We start from the raw sequence: 18,121 nt of genomic DNA on the forward strand, positions 1-18,121 counted from the left end.
GCCGGAACTGACAAAATGTGCTGTCAGTTGGAGACTGTTGCGTTGTTCTCTTCGGTCGCTCCGAAATCGTTGATCGACTCGAAATCGACCTTGGCGCCCGGTGCAAGCGATTGGCCGTTGTAGTTCTTGACGCTGAGCTGACGGGTCGATTGCGGCGGAATCATTTCCGTGTCGATCGGATGCGTTTGCGCGCCACTATGGAGCGTTGCCTTGACCAGCGATACGTAATAGGGGGTGTTATTAACAACCTCCATGCCGTATTTTCCGCCCACCGCCCGCCAGTGCCATTGAAGCTGCTTGGGTGCGTCCTCCGGCTTGCCTGCGAGGTTGGTCGGTCGATAGAACAGCTTGATGCGCTGACGCACCGCGACTTGCAGCGTGTTCTCGCCATCCAATTTCTGCGGAATTTCCTGCACGCTGAGCCAGAACACGGATTCGCGGTCAATCGGCAAACCCTGGCCGGCATAGAAGATCCGCAGCGTTTGCTGCTTTTCGGCGCCGAGACGGCTCAGCGAAGGCGTGATAGCGAACGGCAGATCGCCTTTCTGGTCGTCGGATTCCAGCCATGACTGGATCATCACGTCTTGCTTAGACGGATTCCTGACGAGCACGGACGCTTCCTTGCTCTGCGCCGTGTAAATGACACGCGTGCCATTCAACGAGATGCCGGCGACAGATGCGCCGGAATAGGGTAATAGCGAGCTGGCCGCGACCAGCCCGGCAATGAGTGATCGTTTCATGATGGACTTGGAAAGTGAGAAGGGCGACGGGACCATGACCCGCCGCGTCGCCCGTAGGGGAGCTTTACTCGTAGGTCAGCGTGAACGGCAGCGTGCCGTTTGCCGTACCGGCCTTGACCGCTGCGCCGTTTGCAACATAGCCTGCACGCAGATTCAGCGCGGCGGTGTAGCTCGGCGCTTCTTCCGTGCCGCCCTTGACGAGCGGGGCATCGAACGTTTCGTTCGCGGCCAGGTTCAGCAGCTTGTTGTTGCTGTCGTACAGGCCGATGCCAACACCTTCCGCGTTGCCCGCGATCTTCAGCAACTGGTTGTTCTTGCCGTCGATACCCGAACCTGCGACTGGGTCGAACTTCATCTTGACCATGTTCAGGCCAGTGCCGGTGTTGCCGCAGTCGAGGTTCAGGTTGATCTGCGTGCCTGCTGCCACGCCACCGCCGGCGGTACCGCCGATCGAATCCGCGCTCACCGTGCCGAGGTTGACCGCAATGTTCTGGCCGCCGGTGCCGGGCGACACGTTGGCGCCTGCGCCGCCCGTGAGCGTGCACGATGCGGTCGTGATTGCGCCGGTGAAGTTGATGGTGCCGTCGGCAGCCATCGCCGAGCCTGCTGCTGCGAACGAAGCTGCTGCTGCTGCGATAGCGAGAATGCTTTTGTTGAAGGCCATGATTTTCTCCGTTTCAACGTGATTTAAAGGGGTAAATAACTCTTTGGAAGAGTTGTAAGGATGGTATCGTGCCGCCGGTGCGCCTATAAACTGGACGTGTTCGAAATGGATGGGTCTGAATATAGGACGAGTACTAATTTGTGTCTTCGGAGAAAATCTCGACACGCATTTCGTTGAAACATTAAATGGATTTGACGTTGTCGGATCGAGCTGAGGCTGATGGCAACCGCTCGGCGAGATGGACGGGGGAATGTCGTCGGTGCTTGCCGGAATACGTGGTCGGTTTGCATGCGAAATTCATTTTCGCCGGCTGCGATATCAAGTGCCGCGCGTATGATCCGGTTTCATGTCGTTATATGTTTTGCGCCGGAATTTAGAAAAGCACCATTCCGTGTATGTCGTTTCCTGTTGCGACGAAATCCCCAGCAGAAACGGGATGTTGTCGCATGACAGTTTCAATAGTCACCCTCATGATTGTCGGCGGCCCGGTATTTCATGCTGGACGAGGCGTCCGCGCAGGCCGAGGGGCATCGCGCATCGGCAGTCGGCAGGACATGCCGGTGCCACGGTATCCCGCTACGACGGCATTCCATTGGAGGCGTACGTTCACGGCAGATGTCCGGTGACGAAACGCTTCAATCATCCGAACGGCACCGGTTTCGGGCGTCCATCCTGACGTGCTTCGATCGCAGAACGGGGCGGCGCGCTGCATGCTCGCGGTCTCCGGGTCGTCCAGCGTATCGAGCCGTGCGCAACGCGTCGATCACATGTTCGCGCGCGGTGCGAAACCGGTCGAGCGCCGTCCGGTTCGATTGCCAGAACGCGGTTGCCGAGCCGTCGGCGAGGATTTTTTAGGCGACCAGGTCCGGTTCGAACGCCGCGCCGCTGACGACCCAGTCGTCGAGATGCTGGTTCGCATACGCGCCGAAGCCCTTGCGCTCGTAGCTGACGTGGTACGCAGACTGCCCCTGCAGCACGGATTCCAGCGCACCGTGCAGGCGCCCCGAGACGACCCAGATGGGCGCATCATGTGCAAGTAGCGTCTCCCGCTGCACGAGCGCGTCCTGGATGCCCACGTCGCGGTAGTACGCGTCGTCGTCGTTGCCGCGGGAGGCACTCTGCATACCGAACGAGATGCGGAGGCGCGGCGGATGCACGCGATTCCCGCAGCGGGCCGTGTGCGCTTCAAGTGCGTGTGTGCGATGCGTCGCAAGAAATTCGTCGCCGACGCATGATGGATGAGGTGATTCGCCGGCGGCAGCGCGGGCGATTTTCGCGAGGTTTTTGTCTAAATCGGGGCAGCCAATCGCGAAAATGACGACCGGCGTGCGAGGCCGTCATCGATGATATGAATGCGGGCGCATGCGTCATGGTATGCGCGGGGAGCTATGCCTTTCGCCAAGCCGGGCCGACGTGCGGCGGGCAACTGCGGGTGCTCGACGAAAGCGAAGAGTCTGTGCCGACACGTGCATGCGCTCGATGCGGCATGACTGAACTGCCGAGGTTCTGCGGGTGGGCCGATGATGCGACACGCATTGGCACTCGTTGAGGAGATGCATGAGCGTGCCGCGCATCGAGGTGCGGCATCATGGCCCTGCCCGTCGCTCAACCCTTCGCGACGACGTCGATGCGCAGCGCGTCGCCGCCGGCGACGATCGCGAGCAGGCGATCGACGTTCGGGTGCGCGCCGGGGCGGTTGCGTGCGTCGGCGGTATGCTCCGCGAACACGGCGAGGCCGTGCTCGGCAGCCTTCGCGTCGAGCGCGCCGAATGCCTGCTTCAGGTAGTGGTAGACCGCGAGCGAACCCTGTTTGCCGGGCTGGTTTTCGATGCTGGCGACCACGTCGCCGTTCGCGCCGACGAGATCGATGCGCGCGATGCCGTCGATGGCCGGCAATTGCGCGAGGTTGTCCTTGAATACTGGGGTAGCGTGAATCACTGAAAACACTCCGTCGGTTCGGTCATGGGCCAATGAGCGTGGCCGGCCGTATTTTATCCGATCGGTTTCGGTGCAACGGCCGGCGCGGTCGAGTCGGTCGCGCGCCACGCGAGCGCCGCGCCGCGAGCTGCGCGGCGCTGCCCGCCAGCATCGCGTTTCATTACCGCCCGGCGTCGGCCGGCACGCCCGCTTCCCGCGAGCGCTCGATGTCCGGGCTGCGATACGCGCGCTCGGGGATCTCGGCGAGCCGCGACGCATGCACTTGTCGAGGCCCCAGGCCATAGAATTTCTGGAAGCTCATGATCAGCGGCGACCATTTGTCCGGATCGATGCGGTCTTGATGGCCATCCATCAGCAGGTCCGGATGCACGTGCACGCGCTGGATGCGCAGCTCGAACAGTGTGATCTTCCCGCGCAGGTCGGGCGTTTCATCGGAGAGGCCATGCGTGGCCGCGACGACCGCTTCCTGATGTACCGGGCATTCGAGCGCGCGAGGCGGCGACACGGTGTGCGATGCCACCTCGATGAGCCCGGCCGCCCCGAACTTGTCGGGTTCGTACACGTAGCCTCTCACGCGCTTCGATTCGGGCACCGGATGCGTGCCCGTCATCCGTGCGATCCGGTCGACCGCGTGCGCCTGCGCGGACGACGGCAGGTTCAGCACGCATTCGCCGGTGCGCATCAGGTTGCGGGTGGTCTGCGAGCTGGCGGCGATGCCGATCACGCCGCGCCAGCCGAGCCAGAACGCGGACGAGATTGGCGCGAGATTTGCTGTGCCGTCCGGGTTCAGCGTGCTGACCAGCACGACGGGCGTGCCGAAATAGAGGATGTTCGGTTCGGTGACGCGATGCGGAGCGTTCATGGTCGGAGCCTTCGCTTCGTTGAGGGATCGGTTCGAATGCTGATCCTGTCGTGGCCGTGCGGCGCTCCGATTCTTGTCGTGTCATCCGGCGATCGGCGCGATGCGGCGACGCACGAAAATTGCTCGCGGAGCAGCGCTTGCAACGCGCGGCAACGGCGCGAGCATGCGGCGCGCAAACGGCCATCAGCGCATCGGCACCGCGCCTGCTTTTCCGCTACAGTAAGAAACGCAGGCCGCGTGCCGCCGCGCCTCGCGCGCCGCGCGGCCACAATCCGGAATTGCACATGAGGGCCCCGATGGACACGCCGCAACGCTATACCGCCAATGCACCGACGCGCGAGGAAGTCGATGCACTCGCCGGTTCGACCGTCATCGAATTCGGCACCAACTGGTGCGGCATCTGCGCGGGTGCGCAGCCCGCGATCGTCGAATCGTTCGCCGCGCATCCCGCCGTGCGCCACCTGAAGATCGAGGACGGTCCGGGCCGCCCGCTCGGCCGCTCGTTCCGCGTCAAGCTGTGGCCGACGCTGGTGTTCCTGCGCGACGGCGTCGAGGTCGCGCGCGTCGTGCGGCCCGCCGATGCGAAGCAGATCGAAGCCGACGGCTTCGCCGCGCTGGCCTGACGTCACGATCATGCAACAAGCCATCACGCATGTCGCCGTCGACGCGCGCGGCAGCGGCCTCGTCGAATTCACGCCGCAGGTGCGCGCGTTCGTCGATCAGCAGTCGATCCGCACGGGCCTGCTCACCGTGTTCTGTCGCCATACGTCGGCTTCGCTGCTGATCCAGGAGAACGCGGATTCGTCGGTGCGGCGCGATCTCGAACGCTACTTCGCGACACTCGCGCCCGAGGACGAAAGCCGCTACGAGCACGACACCGAAGGCCCCGACGACATGCCCGCTCATTTGCGCACGGCGCTCACGCAGGTGCAGTTGTCGATTCCGGTCGAGCACGGGCGCATGGTGCTCGGCACCTGGCAGGGGATCTACCTGTTCGAGCATCGTCGCGCGGCACACCGGCGCGACATCGTGCTGCATCTGATCGGCGAATAAACGGGAACGTGAGCGGGAGCGCGTGAGGCAGCGCCGGCGCGCGATGCCGTGCGTGTTTGCACGTGGCGCACCGCTTCAGGCGAGCAGCTTCTCGACCAGGGCGCCGAGTTCGCGCAGGTGGACGGGCTTCGGCAGGAATTCGTCGAACACCTGCTTGTTCTCGTGCAGCGCGGCCGATTCGTATGCGCTGACGCCGACGATCGCCGGATGCCGGCCTTCGTCGTCCGGCTGCGCGACGGCGCGAATGCGCCGAGCGACCTCGAAGCCGCTCAGGTCCGGCAGTTCGAGATCGAGCACGACGATGTCGTAGCGGCCCGCGCCGAAGCGCGCGATGCCTTCCTGGCCGGTGCCGCACAGATCGGCGTCGATGCCGAGCGCCGACAGCATCGCGCCCAGTGTTTCGCGTGCGTTGTCGTTGTCGTCGACGACCAGCGCGCGCCGGTCGCGATGCGCGGCGGCCGCCGGCCACGCGGGCGCTTCGCCGGCGGCCTCGATGAAGTCGGGCACTTCGACGGGCAGCGTCACGACGAATTCGCTGCCTTCGCCGACCACGCTGCGCACGTCCACATGCCCGCGCAGCGTCGTGACGATTTCGCGCACGACGGCGAGCCCCATGCCGATCCCGTCCACATGCAGCCCGACCGCGTCGTTCGCGCGATAGAACGGCTCGAAGATCTTCGACAGATGCTGCTTCGCGATGCCGGTGCCCGTGTCGCGCACGACGATCGTCAGTTGCTTGCCGGCCGGCGCGTCGGCGAGCGCGATCGATACGTCGATCGACCCACCTAGCGTGTACTTGACGGAATTCTCGACCAGGTTCGACAGCACCTGCCGCAACAGCTTGCGGTCCGAGCGGATCGACAGATCGTGCGGCTGGACCTGCTGCGCGACCGCGATCCGCCTGGTCGCGATCTTCTCGCGCAGCGGCTCGATGACTTCGGCGAGCAGCGATGCCATGCCGACCGTTTCCAGTTCGGCGAGGCGCTTGGTCGAGCGCAGCTTGATGTAGTCGGTCAGGTCCTTGACGAGCGCTTCGAGCGACAGCGCGGAATTCTGCAGCCGCCGGATCGTCTTCAGGTTCGCGTCGGATTGCGGGCGCGCGAGCAGGATTTCGATCGACCCGCAGATCGCCTGCAGCGGCGTGCGCAACTCGTGGCTGACCATCCCGAGGAACGCGTTCTTCGCCTCGATCATCTCGAACGCGCGATCCGACGCCTTGCGCTCCGCGTCGAGCGCCGCGTCCTGCCGTTCGAGCAGGTCGTCGCGCGTGCGCATCGTATAGAACAGCAGCAGGAACAGCGCGCACAGGATCACGCCGAGCACGATGCCGAGGATCAGGATCGCGCGCTGCTTTTCCTTCAGCTGATGGAACGTGAAATCGCGCTGCGCCATCTCGATCGCGCGGAAGTAGTTCGCGAGGCCGTTGACCTTCGGCCAGTACGCATTGACCTCGTCGATCACCTGCCGCGCGTTCTTCGGCGCACCGCGCAGCAACGGCACGTCGTGCTTCAGGCGCGTCATGAATTCGCCGAGCGCGTCGATCTCGTCGCGCGCGCGCGGGATGCGCAGCCAGTACTCGGATACTTCGGACGGCCGCTGCAGGAACCCGAACGACACCGACAGGCTGTCGAGCTGCATCTGCACGCGATCGAAATCGTCGTCCTCGTGCGTCGCGTAGAGGATCAGTTGCCGGTCGAACCGCGTATAGACGTTCCGGTATTGCGCGGCCGTCCAGAACACGCCTTCGCGCGGCCCTTCAAGCACGCCCTCGTTGACGGAGGTTGCCAGCAGGTCCCAAAGCAGGAACGCCCACGCGGCGAATCCCGCGATCCACAGCGATCCGAGGATCAGAATGATTTTTCTGTTTTTCCGTCGCGGCCGCGTCATTTCACTTCACGGTCAGGCCGATGATCTGCCACGCGAACTTGGCTTCGCCGAGCGGCGTCTTCAGCTCGTCGGGATACTGGTCGCGCGGATACATGATCCACAGCGGGCCGTAGTTGTCGTTGCCGAGCACCTTGCCGTTCATCGTTCGCGCGAGGATCACGCCGTATTTGTCCGCATCGGACACCGGAATCGTGAACGTGTATTCGTCGATGCAGTGGAATTCGATCTGCGTGCCGTGCGCGCCGACGGTTTTCAGCACGTCGGACAGGCGCGGGCCGGTGAAGGTCGCCTTCGGCGTCCAGCTCGTCGACGTGACGATCGTATGCTGCGGCAGCGCCATCAGCGCCTGCTCGGAAAACACGTAGGCCGTCTTGCCCTGCTGGTTGCTCTTGTCGATCTGGCCGTCGACGGTGAACGTAAACGACGAAGCAGCCCATGTCGCGGCGGCCATGCCGAGCAGGCAGGCCGTCAGCAGGCTCTTGGTCCAGATGGTCGAAACTCGCATGTCTTTCCCTCGGTCGTGCGGTGGTGGGTTGTCGATCCGGCCTCAGCTCGCGGCGGCCGCGGCGGGCAGCGTGATCTTCAGTTCGCGCGCCACTTCGGCGAACAGGATCGGCAGGCGAACCGGCTTTTCCTCGCAGCGCGCGTTGTAGTGCGACACGATGTGCGCGATTTCGTCCTCGCTGGCTTCCCCGGTCGAGATCTTGCCGGTCAGCAGGAAGATCGGCGCGCCGCTGTTCTCGCTCGAACGGATGCCGCGCACGAGATCGGCGGCCGTCTGGTCGCCGAGCATCCAGTCGAGGATGTAGCCGTCGAAATCCTCGACCTCCAGCGCCTTGCGGAACGTGGCGCCGTCGAAGTACGGGATCGCGTTCACGCCTTTTTCGATGAAATATTCACATACCGTTTCGGCGACGTCCCGCGAATCGTCGACCACGGCGATGCGTGCCGCGTACACGTTCGGCTGGCTCGAGCGTAGCTCGACGACATCGACCGGATACGTGCGCCCTTCGCGCGCGTGCTGGCGCTCGGTGATGATCCATTCGCCTTGCCACTGCAACGCGACGAAATCCGTTTCGATCTGGCTGCTGGCCTTCGTCGAGATTGCGGCCCGGCAGCGAAAGCGCCGCGACTCGATCACGAGCGTCGCGTCGACCATCTCGGCGGCGGCCGGCTGCGCGCCCTTGTCGTCGAGCAGGATCGCGGGCGGCACGCCGAAGTGCGTCGCGATGTCCTGCAACTGCGACAGGTTCCACGGGATCAGGCCTTTCATCTTGCGCGTGACGACCGAGAAACTGAGGCCCAGCACATTCGCGATCGTCGTGTTGTGACTTCGCGGCGGAATGCCGTTCCGGTTCAGGAGGTCGCGCACCTTGTTGGCGGTGATGAGGTCGACGTTGGCCTGCTCGCTGTTGGACATCTCGACGGGGTCTCCAGAGGGTTTGGGCGACGAAGAGCATATCAAAGGTGACGCGTCACGCAAACTTTGAAAACGCGAAGGACCTTGACATACCATTTTTCTCCATTATTATTGCTCACCACGTCACTATTGTTTGTCGCGTCATGTTTGAGGATCGATGCCGGCGACAGCCGATACAGCGAAAAGCGGCGGCATGAAGTAGTGACGGAACGATTCAAAGAGAGAACCTGAGAGAGCCTTGGGCAGCGTGTCGGCGTTGGCGGATTGTATCCGCCGCGCCGCGCGCGACCGGGTTGCGAGCCGAGCTCGCGGGGGTGAAAAGCTCGAAGAATTGCTGCGCAAATAAAACTCGAGGAAGGTACCACGGTACCGCCGTTTACTTGCACCGGGGCTGCTGTTGCTGTTGGCCGCGTGCGTACAGGATCGTCCGTGACCGGCAATACGGTGCGGATCTGCGACGACACCGGTTGTTCCGATCGTCCTGAAGATCCGGCCGGAAGCAACGGGGGCGGCAGCGGGGAGACCACCATCGCGCCACGCCGGGGGTTTATCGAAGTTCGCACGGACGCATAAGCCGAACAACGACACTATCGATCGATAACGACATGAAGCCCCACCTTTCCCGTCGTCTCACTCAAGGTGCGCTGGCCGCGGCGCTTTGCGCGTCCGTCGCGGCAGCGTCGCACGAGTCATTCACAGCCGAATGACCTGCGCTCGCTGAATCGAGTGCCTCAGGTGCGCCACGTCATCCGTGGCGCATCTTTTGCCGCCGGCTTGCCGGCGGTATTTCGTTTACGCCCGGGTCGCGCCCCTCAAGCGATCTCGCTGAAAAATTTCAATCACGTCCCAAGCGGACTTTCCTGTTCTCACACGCGAAGCGAACGCTGATGCTGCCGTGACGGCTGCGCACGAGCGGCGGCGTGACGAGCGCACGGCACACGCTCGCCTTTTTGCCGCAGTCGAGATCCTCGAATTCGCCGCCGAGCCGGCACGTCATGTCGGAACAGGCGACGCCGATGCGCGTCGATACCGAGTCGACTGTCACCTGAGACGACGCGCGTAGGTAGCGCTGGCATACGTTGCTCGCCAGGACGCGCGGCGAAAACCCGCCGCTCATGCGCAACGGCGCATTGACGCTGCCTCTTGTCGCAACGCCGGCGCACGTGGCAGTCGTCGGTCATCGTGTTCGCGGGATGGCGGCGCTTCCACACCGGCTTGCAAAGTGAACCGGCACACATCACGCGGCTTGCTTGGTCACTTGACATCAATAGACACGCCTTGTAGGCAGGGGCGTCATTGGCAAATAGTACAAGAAACATAACTATGCCAATTAGTTTAGGACATGACCGATTTAAAACGACAGATCGTAATGGCAGTATCAAGTCTTACATCGTTTCGATAAGCGATGGACTCGCGGTAAGCGGAGGGCGTCGGTCTCGTTGGAGTTGTTAGGCCACGTCAGCCAGATTCGAAATTTAACGATCCGTGACGTTTGATTGAAGGTCCATGTCAATCGATTCAGATTCGCATTGCTAAACAACACATGAAATCGATCGTCGGTCCGGGAGTCGATCCGCGTCGGCGTGGTGTGCATTGCGTGTAGATGCGCCGCCGTTCCGTCGCCAATCGATCGCGACAGATGATCGCCCAGGGTTATGCCTTCGTTCAACCAAACTAGATACACCCCCGCCGTTCGCGGAACAGCTTCACGGTCCTGGTTGCTGGATGCCGTATTGCTTGTCGTCACCGCATGGGCAGCGAGAAGCTGGCTGGGCGGCTCGTCGTCTGCCGGATCGGATGCCGTGCTGATCGCCGTTTCGATCGTATGCGCGCTGGTCCTGTTTCCGTTGGTCGGTCTGTACGGCGCTCCCGGGCGCCGCCTGTCGTGGCGTTGCGTGTGGCTCGCGCCGGCCTGTCTGGCCGTCGCGTTGTGCGTCGGCGCGATGTCCGTCATGGCGCACGACCGGCAATTCCCGGTCGCGCTCGACTGGCTGGCCGGCTGGTTCGCGCTGTCGGCGGTCGCGCTTGTCGTGTCGCAGGCCGCGCGGTGGTGTCTCGGCGTTTTCGCGGCGGCGCGGCATGCCCGGCGCAAGCCGGTTGCGCTCGTCGGGCATCGCGAACGTTGCCGCGCGCTCGTTGGGCGCGATGCGCGGGAAACCGGGCGGTCGTTCCAGATAGTCGCGATCTTCGACATGTCCGGTTCGTCGCCGATCGGGCCGGAAGAGCCGGCCGTGCATCGTGACCTGGACGAATTCGTCGAGTACGTGCGTCGCGCACACGTCGGGGAGATCTGGATCGTGCTGCCGCTGTCGGAGGCCGATCGCGTCGGCGAGATCGTCCACGCGTTCGCCGAGGATCTGGTCGACATCCGCTTCATGCCTGACCTCACCGGCATGACGCCGCTTCATCCGAACGGGGCGATTCGTGGTCATGCGCTCGATCTCGTCTCGTCGCCGCTGTCCGCGCGGGCGCTGGCGGGCAAGGCGATGTTCGACCGCGTGTTCGCGGGCCTGGCGTTGATCGGAATCGCACCGCTGATGGCCGTCGTTGCGCTGGCGGTGAAGTTGTCGTCGCCGGGGCCGGTGCTGTTCCGGCAGCAACGCAGGGGCGCTTACGGGCGCATCTTCACGATCTACAAGTTCCGGACGATGCACGTGCCCGACACGCGCGAGCCGGGCGAAGTCCGGCAGGCGACGCAAGGCGACCCGCGCGTCACGCGTGTCGGCGCGCTGCTGCGGCGCACGAGCCTCGACGAACTGCCGCAGTTCTTCAACGTGCTGAAGGGCGACATGTCGGTGGTCGGGCCGCGCCCGCATGCGGTGGAGCACGACCGCTTCTACCAGCATCTCGTCGACGGCTATATCCAGCGCTACCGGATCAAGCCGGGCATCACCGGCTGGGCCCAGGTCAACGGGCATCGCGGCGAGACGGATCGCATCGAGAAGATGCAGAAGCGGGTCGAACACGATCTTTACTACCTGAACAACTGGTCGTTTGCGATGGACATGCGGATCGTGGCCGCGACCGTCCTGTATGGATTCACGCATCGCAATGCCTATTGAATGACGCGTCGATGCACACGCTCTGGACAACGGAAATGGAAACTGGAAAACGGCCCGGGTCACGGGCGCAACGCTTGCGATTGGCAATGACGGTCTTGCCCGTCGTACTGCTGTCCGCGTGCGCGGTCGAACCGGGCATGCATATGAACCTCGCGCACGATGCGGCGCGGGATGGCGGGATCGCGACGCAGGCATACGAAGGCGGTTTGGCGGTGTCGATGCATCGCATCGTCGCAGCATCGCCCGGCCAGCCGCGAAACGTACCCGCTTCGCGTGAAGCGGCGGCGTCGGTACCGATCGGGCCGATCGACGGCGAGTTGATCGCGGCCCAGCGGCGCGAGGCGCGCACACAGGATGAACGCACGCGCGCGGCGCTCTTTGCGGTGCCGGCGCCATACGCGATCGACGCGGGCGACGTGCTGCAGATCACCGTGTGGGATCACCCCGAACTGGCCGCGGCGCAGGGCAACCCGGGCACGCAACAGGTGCGCCCTGCCGATCCGCCGGCGGGCTTCGTCGTCGATCAGGCCGGCAACCTGGCTTTTCCGTACGTGGGCGAACTGCATGTCGCTGGCATGAGCACGAGCGAGATTCAGTCCGAGCTTCGCGCGCGGCTGTCGAAATGGTTCGTCGCGCCGCAGTTGACGGTGCGCGTCGCGTCGTATCGCGCGAATCGCGTCTACATCGACGGCGAAGTTCGTGCGCCGGGCGCGCACCCGCTCAACGACACGCCGATGACGTTGCTCGAAGCCGTCACGCGCGCGGGCGGCTTCACGGCCGACGCCGATCAGAGCCGCATGACGCTCGTGCGCGACGGTACCGCCTATCCGGTCGACCTGCCGGGCCTGATTCGCGAGCGCGTCGATCCGTCGCGCATCGTGCTGCGCAACGGCGACCTGCTGCAGGTCGGCGCGCGCGACCAGTTCGGCGTGTACGTGATGGGCGAAGTCAACAAGCCGACGACGGCGCTGCCGCTGCGCAACGGCCGGCTCACGCTGGCCGACGCGCTGTCGCAGGCCGGCAGCGTGAACCAGGGTACGGCCGATCCGAAGCAGACCTACGTGATTCGCGCCGGCGCGGACCGGCAGGCGCAGGTGTTTCATCTGGATGGCAGCTCGCCGGTGTCGATGGTGCTCGCCAATGAGTTCGAGCTGCAGCCGCGCGATGTCGTGTACGTCGACAGCACGAAGCTTGCGCGCTTCGGCCGCGTGCTCGCGCAACTGCTTCCGGCCATCAACGCGGGCCTGACGGCCGCGATCGTCACGAAATGATGAAACGGATCCTGGTGGTGTGTACCGGCAACGTATGCCGCAGTCCGGCCGCGCAGGCGCTGTTGTCGCGCGCGCTGCCCGGTCGCAGGGTGGAGTCGGCCGGCGTCGCGGCGATCGGCGGGACGCCGGTCGACCCGGTGATGAATGCACTGTTGATCGAGCGCGGCTTCGACCTGTCGGCGCATCGGGCTCGACGCTTCGATGACCTGGCCTGCCGGTGGGCCGACCTGATCCTGGTGATGGAGGTCGCGCATCGCCGCCTGATCGAGCGGACTTGCCCGATGACGCGCGGCCGTGTGTATCGCCTGGCCGAGCGCTACCAGGCCGACGTTCCGGATCCGTACCGCCGAAGCCGCTATGTCTACGACTACGCGATGCAGCTGATCGAGCACGGCGTGGCCGATTGGGCCGCGCGGATCGCCACCTTCGAACCGAACCTGCAACCGCATCCGGATACCGGCGCGGATGCGCCGGAACACTTGCAGTGAGCCTCAAATGAACGCATCGAACCCACGCCAACCTCATTTACACGACGCCGACGAACTCGACGTGCGCGGCATCCTCGACGTGCTGATCCGGCACGCAGGCCGCATCGTCGCGGTCACGGCGGCGTGTGCCGCGCTTGGAGCCGGCTATGCCTTCGTCGTGAAGCCGGTCTACAAGGCAGACATTGCCGTGCAGGTGGAAAGCGGCGGCTCGGACCTGCGCAGCATGGCGGAGGGCGGGCTCGTCGGCGGCCTCGGCGCGCTGTTCGACGTGAAGTCGACCGACGACGGCGAGATGGAAATCCTGCGCTCGCGGCTCGTGACCGAACCGGTCGTCGACGGTCAGCGCCTGCACATCGAAGCGTATCCGCGCCGCGTGCCCGTGATCGGCTCCGCCGTCGCGCGCTTCAATCGCAGGCTGTCGACGCCCGGCTTGTTCGGGATCGGCGGGTTCGTCTGGGGCAACGAGCGCATCGATGTTCCGGTATTCGATGTGCCGCGCGACTTCCAGCAACATGCGTTCATCGTCACGTCGCTGGGCGACGGGCGCTATCGCCTGTCCGGCAGCGATCTCGATCGCGATGTGGAAGGCGCGATCGGCGAGCCGCTGCACGTGAAGACGGCCGCCGGAGACGTGACGCTGCAGGTGGCCGGCATCGAAGCCGAAGTGGGCGCGCAGTTCGTCGTGAAGGCGGATTCGAGGCAGGTCGTGCTCGCCGAACTGCAGAAGGAATTGACGATAGCGAACCGCGGCAAGGATCAGTCCGGCGTGATCGGCGTGTCGTACGAAAGCCATGATCCGGTGCGCGCGGCTGCCGTGCTGAACGCGATCGCCGACAACTACGTGCGGCAGAACGCAAGCCGCAAGGCGGCCACCGCCGAGAAGTCGCTGGCGTTCCTGAGCGACCAGGTCCCGACCGTGGAGCGTCAGTTGCGTGCGGCCGAAGATCGCCTCAATGAATACCAGGCCCGCCATGAAATCGTGGACCTGACCGAGCAGGCGAAGGCGATGCTGACGCAATCGACCGCCGCGCAGATGTCGCTGTTCGAGCTCGAACAGAAGCGGCGGGCGTTGGCGTCGACACTGACGCCGGCTCACCCGGAGCTCGCGGCGGTCGACCGGCAGATCGCCGCCGCCAACGCGCAGGTCGGGACGATCAACGACACGATCCGGCGCTTGCCCGATGCGCAGCAGAACGTCGTACGCCTGCGCCGCGATGTGACCGTGCAAACGGAGATCTATGTCGGCTTGCTGAACAGCGTCCAGCAGCTTCGCCTGGCGACCGCGAGCAAGATCGGCAACGTGCGCGTGATCGATCGCGCGATCGTGCCGGACAAGCCCGTGCGGCCAAGGCCGGCGCTGGTCACGGTGATGGCCGCCCTGATGGGGCTCGTGCTCGGCACGTGCGCCGTGATCGGCCGCGCGGTGCTGTTCGGCGGCGTGACCGATCCCGCGGAGATCGAGCGCGACACGAACCTGAACGTGATGGCGACGATTCCGCACAGCGTTGCGCAACACCGGATCGCGCAGCGTGACGCTGCGACGGGCGGGGCGACGGTCCTGGCGCTGGCGCGACCGAACGAACCCGCGGTCGAGGCGCTGCGAAGCCTGTGCACGGCGCTGCGATTCCAGTTGATGGACCAACCCGACGGCAACCGTGTGCTGATCACGGGACCGTCCGCGGGTGTCGGGAAATCGTTCGTGTCGGCCAACGTGGCCGCGCTGCTCGGACAGTCGAACAAGCGTGTGCTGCTGATCGACGGCGACCTGCGTCGAGGCGAGCTGGCCAAGCGCTTCGGCATGCGGCCGGAGATCGGCCTGTCGACCGTCCTTCGCGGCGGCGCGACCGCCGCCGACGCCATCGTGCGCGACGTCGCGCCGCACGTCGACCTGTTGCCGGCCGGCCCGTATGCCGATCGGCCCGTCGAACTGCTGTCTTCCGATCGTCTGTCGGCGTTGCTGATGCACGTCGCACGCGATTACGACGTCGTGCTGCTCGACGCGCCGCCGTTGTTGCCGGTGACGGACGCCGTCGTCCTGGCCGCGCAGGCGGACACGATCCTGCTCGCGGCACGTGCCGGCGTGACGACCTCGGGCGAACTGCTCGAAGCGGCGAAGCGGATCGAACGCGCCGGCGCGCGCGCGACCGCGGTCGTGTTCAACGGCTTCCGGCCGGGGCTGCGCTCCGCCCGGTACGGCAACTACGGCGCGTACGGGTATGACAACGCCGATTCGCAAACCGCTGCGGATCGCACGTGATCCGCCGACGGAGATTCCAATGACCCATCACCACGAAAACATCCTCGTCACGTTCGGCACCCGTCCGGAAGCCATCAAGATGGCGCCGCTCGTCCACGCGCTGCGGGCCCGCGAAGGCGTGCGCTGCGGCGTCTGCGTGACGGCCCAGCATCGCCAGATGCTCGACCAGGTGCTCGACCTGTTCGGCATCGTGCCGGATTTCGATCTCGACCTGATGCGCGCGGGGCAGACGCTCGGCAGCCTGACCGGGCACATCCTCAATGCGCTCGACCCGGTGCTGGAATCGTTCCGGCCCGATCTCGTGCTCGTGCACGGCGATACGACCACGACGCTCGGCGCGACGCTCGCGGCGTACTACCGACGCATTCCGGTCGGTCACGTGGAAGCCGGGTTGCGCACCGGCAACCTGTATTCACCGTGGCCGGAAGAGGCGAACCGGAAGGTGACGGGCGCGCTCGCGCTGCATCACTTCGCGCCCACCGAAACCTCGCGGGCGAACCTGCTGGCCGAAGGCGTCGAAGCCGCTCGCGTGCACGTGACCGGCAACACCGTGATCGATGCGTTGCTGACGATCACCGAGCGCCTCAAGCACGACCGGGCGCTGGTGCGGCAGATGCGCGAGCGGTTTCCGTTCGTCGACGACGAGCGGCGCATGATCCTCGTCACCGGCCATCGCCGCGAGAACTTCGGCCGCGGGTTCGAGCAGATCTGCGAAGCGATCGCGATCATCGCGAAGCGCTATCCGGAGTGCCGCATCGTCTACCCGATGCACCTGAATCCGAACGTGCGCGAACCCGTCGCGCGGCTGCTCGGCGACATCGGCAACGTCGTGCTGATCGAGCCGCAGGAGTACTTGCCGTTCGTGTACCTGATGAGCCGCGCGTGGCTGATCCTGACCGATTCCGGCGGGATCCAGGAAGAGGCGCCGTCGCTCGGCAAGCCGGTGCTCGTGATGCGCGACACCACCGAGCGGCCGGAAGCCGTCGCGGCCGGCACGGTGAGGCTGGTCGGTACCGAAGTCGAGCGGCTGGTCGGCGCGGTGGTCGAGCTGTGGGACGACGGCGCTGCCTATCGCGCGATGAGCCGCGCGCACAACCCGTACGGCGACGGTCGTGCAAGCGAGCGGATTGCGGATCTGCTGGTCTCGCCGCCGATCCTGACGCAGGGGCCGGCATACCTGGCCGGCTCGCCCTGCTGAATCCCCCGACGTCTGGAGAACCTCATTCATGTCATTCGAAACCATTTCCGTCATCGGGCTGGGCTATATCGGCCTGCCCACCGCGGCGGCCTTTGCCGCGCGCCGTAAAAGCGTGGTCGGCGTCGACGTGTCGCAGCATGCGGTCGACACGATCAATCGCGGCGAGATCCATATCGTCGAACCCGAACTGGACATGCTCGTGCATGCCGCCGTGACGCAAGGCTACCTGCGCGCGACGGCAACGCCCGAGCCGGCCGATGCGTTCCTGATCGCGGTGCCGACACCGTTTGCCGATGGCAACAAGCCGGACCTGACCTATATCGAGGCCGCATGCCGGTCGATCGCGCCGGTGCTGAAGAAGGGCGACCTGGTGGTGCTGGAGTCGACTTCGCCGGTCGGCGCGACCGAAAAAATTGCGGCGTGGCTCGCGGCGCACCGCCCGGACCTGAGCTTTCCGCAACAGGCCGGCGAGCGCTCGGACATCCGTATCGCGCATTGCCCCGAGCGCGTGCTGCCGGGCCATGTCGTGCGCGAACTCGTGGAGAACGACCGCGTGATCGGCGGCATGACGCGCAAATGCGGCACGCGTGCGCAGGAGCTGTACGAGGTGTTCGTGCGCGGCGAGTGCATCCTGACCGATGCGCGCACTGCCGAAATGTGCAAGCTGACCGAGAACGCGTTTCGCGACGTGAACATCGCGTTCGCGAACGAGCTGTCGGTGATTTGCGACCAGTTGGACATCAACGTATGGGAACTGATCCGGCTGGCGAACCGCCATCCGCGCGTCAGCGTGCTGCAGCCTGGGCCGGGCGTGGGCGGTCATTGCATCGCGGTCGATCCGTGGTTCATCGTCGATTCCGCGCCGGAGCACGCGCGTTTGATCCGCACCGCGCGCAACGTGAACGACGACAAGCCGCATTTCGTCTACGAGCGTGTGCGGCAGGCGGCGAGCCGGTTCCGCGAGCCGGTGATCGCGTGTCTCGGGCTTGCGTTCAAGGCGGATATCGACGATCTGCGCGAGAGCCCGGCGATGGAGATCGTCGAAGCGCTGGCGGCGAACGCCGACGCGACGCTGCTGGTCGTCGAACCCAACATCGCCGCGTTGCCGGCAGCGTTGGAAGCAACGACCCGGCTGTGCGATCTGAACATAGCGCTGGCCGAAGCCGACGTGATCGTGATCCTCGTCGATCACGCCCCGTTCCGTCGCATGGACCCAGTGCGGCTGCAGACCAAGGTCGTGATCGACACGCGCGGCGTGCTGGCGCGCGGGTAACGGACGGG

General features: G+C 65.0%; 17 protein-coding genes and 1 pseudogene. 9 read left to right on the forward strand and 9 right to left on the reverse strand.

What is annotated here, in order from left to right; translation table 11 throughout:
• Positions 1-23 precede the first annotated feature (23 nt).
• The 5 genes from FPJ27_RS05520 to FPJ27_RS05540 all read right to left on the reverse strand — a co-directional run bounded on the left by FPJ27_RS05520 (position 24) and on the right by FPJ27_RS05540 (position 4,204).
• On the reverse strand, positions 24-740 hold the full coding sequence (locus FPJ27_RS05520; protein ID WP_204422256.1) for a fimbria/pilus periplasmic chaperone: 717 nt from the start codon (positions 738-740) through the stop codon (positions 24-26).
• A gap of 64 nt (positions 741-804) precedes the next feature.
• Positions 805-1,404, reverse strand: coding sequence for a fimbrial protein (locus tag FPJ27_RS05525; protein WP_204422257.1), 600 nt, complete (start codon positions 1,402-1,404; stop codon positions 805-807).
• An 851-nt stretch (positions 1,405-2,255) separates the two neighbouring features.
• Positions 2,256-2,528: a hypothetical protein gene (locus FPJ27_RS05530; RefSeq protein WP_204422258.1), complete on the reverse strand. Its 273-nt coding sequence runs from the start codon at positions 2,526-2,528 to the stop codon at positions 2,256-2,258.
• A gap of 481 nt (positions 2,529-3,009) precedes the next feature.
• Complete coding sequence (locus FPJ27_RS05535) at positions 3,010-3,342, reverse strand: DUF2322 family protein (RefSeq protein WP_204422259.1); 333 nt, start codon at positions 3,340-3,342, stop codon at positions 3,010-3,012.
• A gap of 160 nt (positions 3,343-3,502) precedes the next feature.
• A complete protein-coding gene (locus FPJ27_RS05540; RefSeq protein ID WP_204422260.1) occupies positions 3,503-4,204 on the reverse strand; it encodes a flavin reductase family protein in 702 nt (233 codons plus the stop codon).
• Positions 4,205-4,500: 296 nt separating this feature from the next.
• On the opposite strand from FPJ27_RS05540, the gene FPJ27_RS05545 reads away from it, so the two are divergent.
• Both FPJ27_RS05545 and FPJ27_RS05550 read left to right on the forward strand, forming a co-directional pair.
• Positions 4,501-4,827, forward strand: coding sequence for a thioredoxin family protein (locus tag FPJ27_RS05545; protein ID WP_072438204.1), 327 nt, complete (start codon positions 4,501-4,503; stop codon positions 4,825-4,827).
• A 10-nt stretch (positions 4,828-4,837) separates the two neighbouring features.
• Positions 4,838-5,257 (forward strand): secondary thiamine-phosphate synthase enzyme YjbQ, encoded by a 420-nt coding sequence (locus tag FPJ27_RS05550; protein ID WP_072438206.1) that lies wholly within the window; start codon positions 4,838-4,840, stop codon positions 5,255-5,257.
• Positions 5,258-5,332: 75 nt separating this feature from the next.
• Here FPJ27_RS05550 and atsR read toward each other — a convergent pair whose 3' ends face one another.
• Genes atsR through FPJ27_RS05565 form a run of 3 tightly spaced genes read right to left on the reverse strand, consistent with a single transcriptional unit; the run spans position 5,333 to position 8,564 of the window.
• On the reverse strand, positions 5,333-7,144 hold the full coding sequence (gene atsR / locus FPJ27_RS05555; RefSeq protein WP_204422261.1) for a hybrid sensor histidine kinase/response regulator AtsR: 1,812 nt from the start codon (positions 7,142-7,144) through the stop codon (positions 5,333-5,335).
• A 1-nt stretch (position 7,145) separates the two neighbouring features.
• Entirely contained in the window at positions 7,146-7,649 is a 504-nt protein-coding gene (locus FPJ27_RS05560; RefSeq protein ID WP_204422262.1) for a molybdopterin-dependent oxidoreductase, read from the reverse strand.
• Positions 7,650-7,691: 42 nt separating this feature from the next.
• Positions 7,692-8,564 carry a helix-turn-helix domain-containing protein gene (locus tag FPJ27_RS05565; protein WP_204422263.1) on the reverse strand — a complete coding sequence of 291 codons (873 nt, stop codon included), beginning with the start codon at positions 8,562-8,564 and terminating at the stop codon, positions 7,692-7,694.
• Positions 8,565-8,955: 391 nt separating this feature from the next.
• Between FPJ27_RS05565 and FPJ27_RS05570 the strand changes: the two are divergent.
• A pseudogene (locus FPJ27_RS05570) lies at positions 8,956-9,053 on the forward strand (sel1 repeat family protein); the annotation flags it as partial.
• Between the two features lie 346 nt (positions 9,054-9,399).
• On the opposite strand, the gene FPJ27_RS05575 reads toward FPJ27_RS05570, so the two are convergent.
• A complete protein-coding gene (locus FPJ27_RS05575; protein ID WP_204422264.1) occupies positions 9,400-9,687 on the reverse strand; it encodes a hypothetical protein in 288 nt (95 codons plus the stop codon).
• A gap of 532 nt (positions 9,688-10,219) precedes the next feature.
• On the opposite strand from FPJ27_RS05575, the gene FPJ27_RS05580 reads away from it, so the two are divergent.
• The 6 genes from FPJ27_RS05580 (at position 10,220) to wecC (ending at position 18,113) form a co-directional block, all read left to right on the forward strand.
• Positions 10,220-11,626 (forward strand): undecaprenyl-phosphate glucose phosphotransferase, encoded by a 1,407-nt coding sequence (locus FPJ27_RS05580; RefSeq protein ID WP_204422265.1) that lies wholly within the window; start codon positions 10,220-10,222, stop codon positions 11,624-11,626.
• A gap of 86 nt (positions 11,627-11,712) precedes the next feature.
• Positions 11,713-12,897 carry a polysaccharide biosynthesis/export family protein gene (locus tag FPJ27_RS05585; RefSeq protein WP_204422266.1) on the forward strand — a complete coding sequence of 395 codons (1,185 nt, stop codon included), beginning with the start codon at positions 11,713-11,715 and terminating at the stop codon, positions 12,895-12,897.
• Positions 12,894-13,385 (forward strand): low molecular weight protein-tyrosine-phosphatase, encoded by a 492-nt coding sequence (locus FPJ27_RS05590; protein WP_204422267.1) that lies wholly within the window; start codon positions 12,894-12,896, stop codon positions 13,383-13,385. The genes FPJ27_RS05585 and FPJ27_RS05590 overlap by 4 nt, the downstream gene beginning before the upstream one ends.
• Positions 13,386-13,392: 7 nt before the next feature.
• Positions 13,393-15,642 (forward strand): polysaccharide biosynthesis tyrosine autokinase, encoded by a 2,250-nt coding sequence (locus FPJ27_RS05595; protein ID WP_204422268.1) that lies wholly within the window; start codon positions 13,393-13,395, stop codon positions 15,640-15,642.
• Between the two features lie 19 nt (positions 15,643-15,661).
• Positions 15,662-16,840, forward strand: coding sequence for a UDP-N-acetylglucosamine 2-epimerase (non-hydrolyzing) (gene wecB / locus FPJ27_RS05600; RefSeq protein ID WP_072438220.1), 1,179 nt, complete (start codon positions 15,662-15,664; stop codon positions 16,838-16,840).
• Positions 16,841-16,868: 28 nt separating this feature from the next.
• The gene (gene wecC / locus FPJ27_RS05605; protein WP_072438222.1) at positions 16,869-18,113 is read left to right on the forward strand and encodes a UDP-N-acetyl-D-mannosamine dehydrogenase; all 1,245 of its coding nucleotides are present in this window, start codon (positions 16,869-16,871) and stop codon (positions 18,111-18,113) included.
• Positions 18,114-18,121 lie beyond the last annotated feature (8 nt).

Origin of the sequence: Burkholderia sp. MS455, assembly GCF_016899445.1 — a bacterium.
Taxonomy (GTDB): Bacteria; Pseudomonadota; Gammaproteobacteria; order Burkholderiales; family Burkholderiaceae; genus Burkholderia; species Burkholderia pyrrocinia_C.

Excerpts from the sequence above, each read along its gene's own strand:
- FPJ27_RS05520 (WP_204422256.1), bottom strand. The coding sequence starts at position 740 with ATGAAACGATCACTCATTGCCGGGCTGGTCGCGGCCAGCTCGCTATTA.
- FPJ27_RS05525 (WP_204422257.1), bottom strand. The coding sequence starts at position 1,404 with ATGGCCTTCAACAAAAGCATTCTCGCTATCGCAGCAGCAGCAGCTTCG.
- FPJ27_RS05530 (WP_204422258.1), bottom strand. The coding sequence starts at position 2,528 with ATGCAGAGTGCCTCCCGCGGCAACGACGACGACGCGTACTACCGCGAC.
- FPJ27_RS05540 (WP_204422260.1), bottom strand. The coding sequence starts at position 4,204 with ATGAACGCTCCGCATCGCGTCACCGAACCGAACATCCTCTATTTCGGC.
- FPJ27_RS05545 (WP_072438204.1), top strand. The coding sequence starts at position 4,501 with ATGGACACGCCGCAACGCTATACCGCCAATGCACCGACGCGCGAGGAA.
- FPJ27_RS05550 (WP_072438206.1), top strand. The coding sequence starts at position 4,838 with ATGCAACAAGCCATCACGCATGTCGCCGTCGACGCGCGCGGCAGCGGC.
- atsR (WP_204422261.1), bottom strand. The coding sequence starts at position 7,144 with ATGACGCGGCCGCGACGGAAAAACAGAAAAATCATTCTGATCCTCGGA.
- FPJ27_RS05560 (WP_204422262.1), bottom strand. The coding sequence starts at position 7,649 with ATGCGAGTTTCGACCATCTGGACCAAGAGCCTGCTGACGGCCTGCCTG.
- FPJ27_RS05565 (WP_204422263.1), bottom strand. The coding sequence starts at position 8,564 with ATGTCCAACAGCGAGCAGGCCAACGTCGACCTCATCACCGCCAACAAG.
- FPJ27_RS05580 (WP_204422265.1), top strand. The coding sequence starts at position 10,220 with ATGCCTTCGTTCAACCAAACTAGATACACCCCCGCCGTTCGCGGAACA.
- FPJ27_RS05585 (WP_204422266.1), top strand. The coding sequence starts at position 11,713 with ATGACGGTCTTGCCCGTCGTACTGCTGTCCGCGTGCGCGGTCGAACCG.
- FPJ27_RS05590 (WP_204422267.1), top strand. The coding sequence starts at position 12,894 with ATGATGAAACGGATCCTGGTGGTGTGTACCGGCAACGTATGCCGCAGT.
- FPJ27_RS05595 (WP_204422268.1), top strand. The coding sequence starts at position 13,393 with ATGAACGCATCGAACCCACGCCAACCTCATTTACACGACGCCGACGAA.
- wecB (WP_072438220.1), top strand. The coding sequence starts at position 15,662 with ATGACCCATCACCACGAAAACATCCTCGTCACGTTCGGCACCCGTCCG.
- wecC (WP_072438222.1), top strand. The coding sequence starts at position 16,869 with ATGTCATTCGAAACCATTTCCGTCATCGGGCTGGGCTATATCGGCCTG.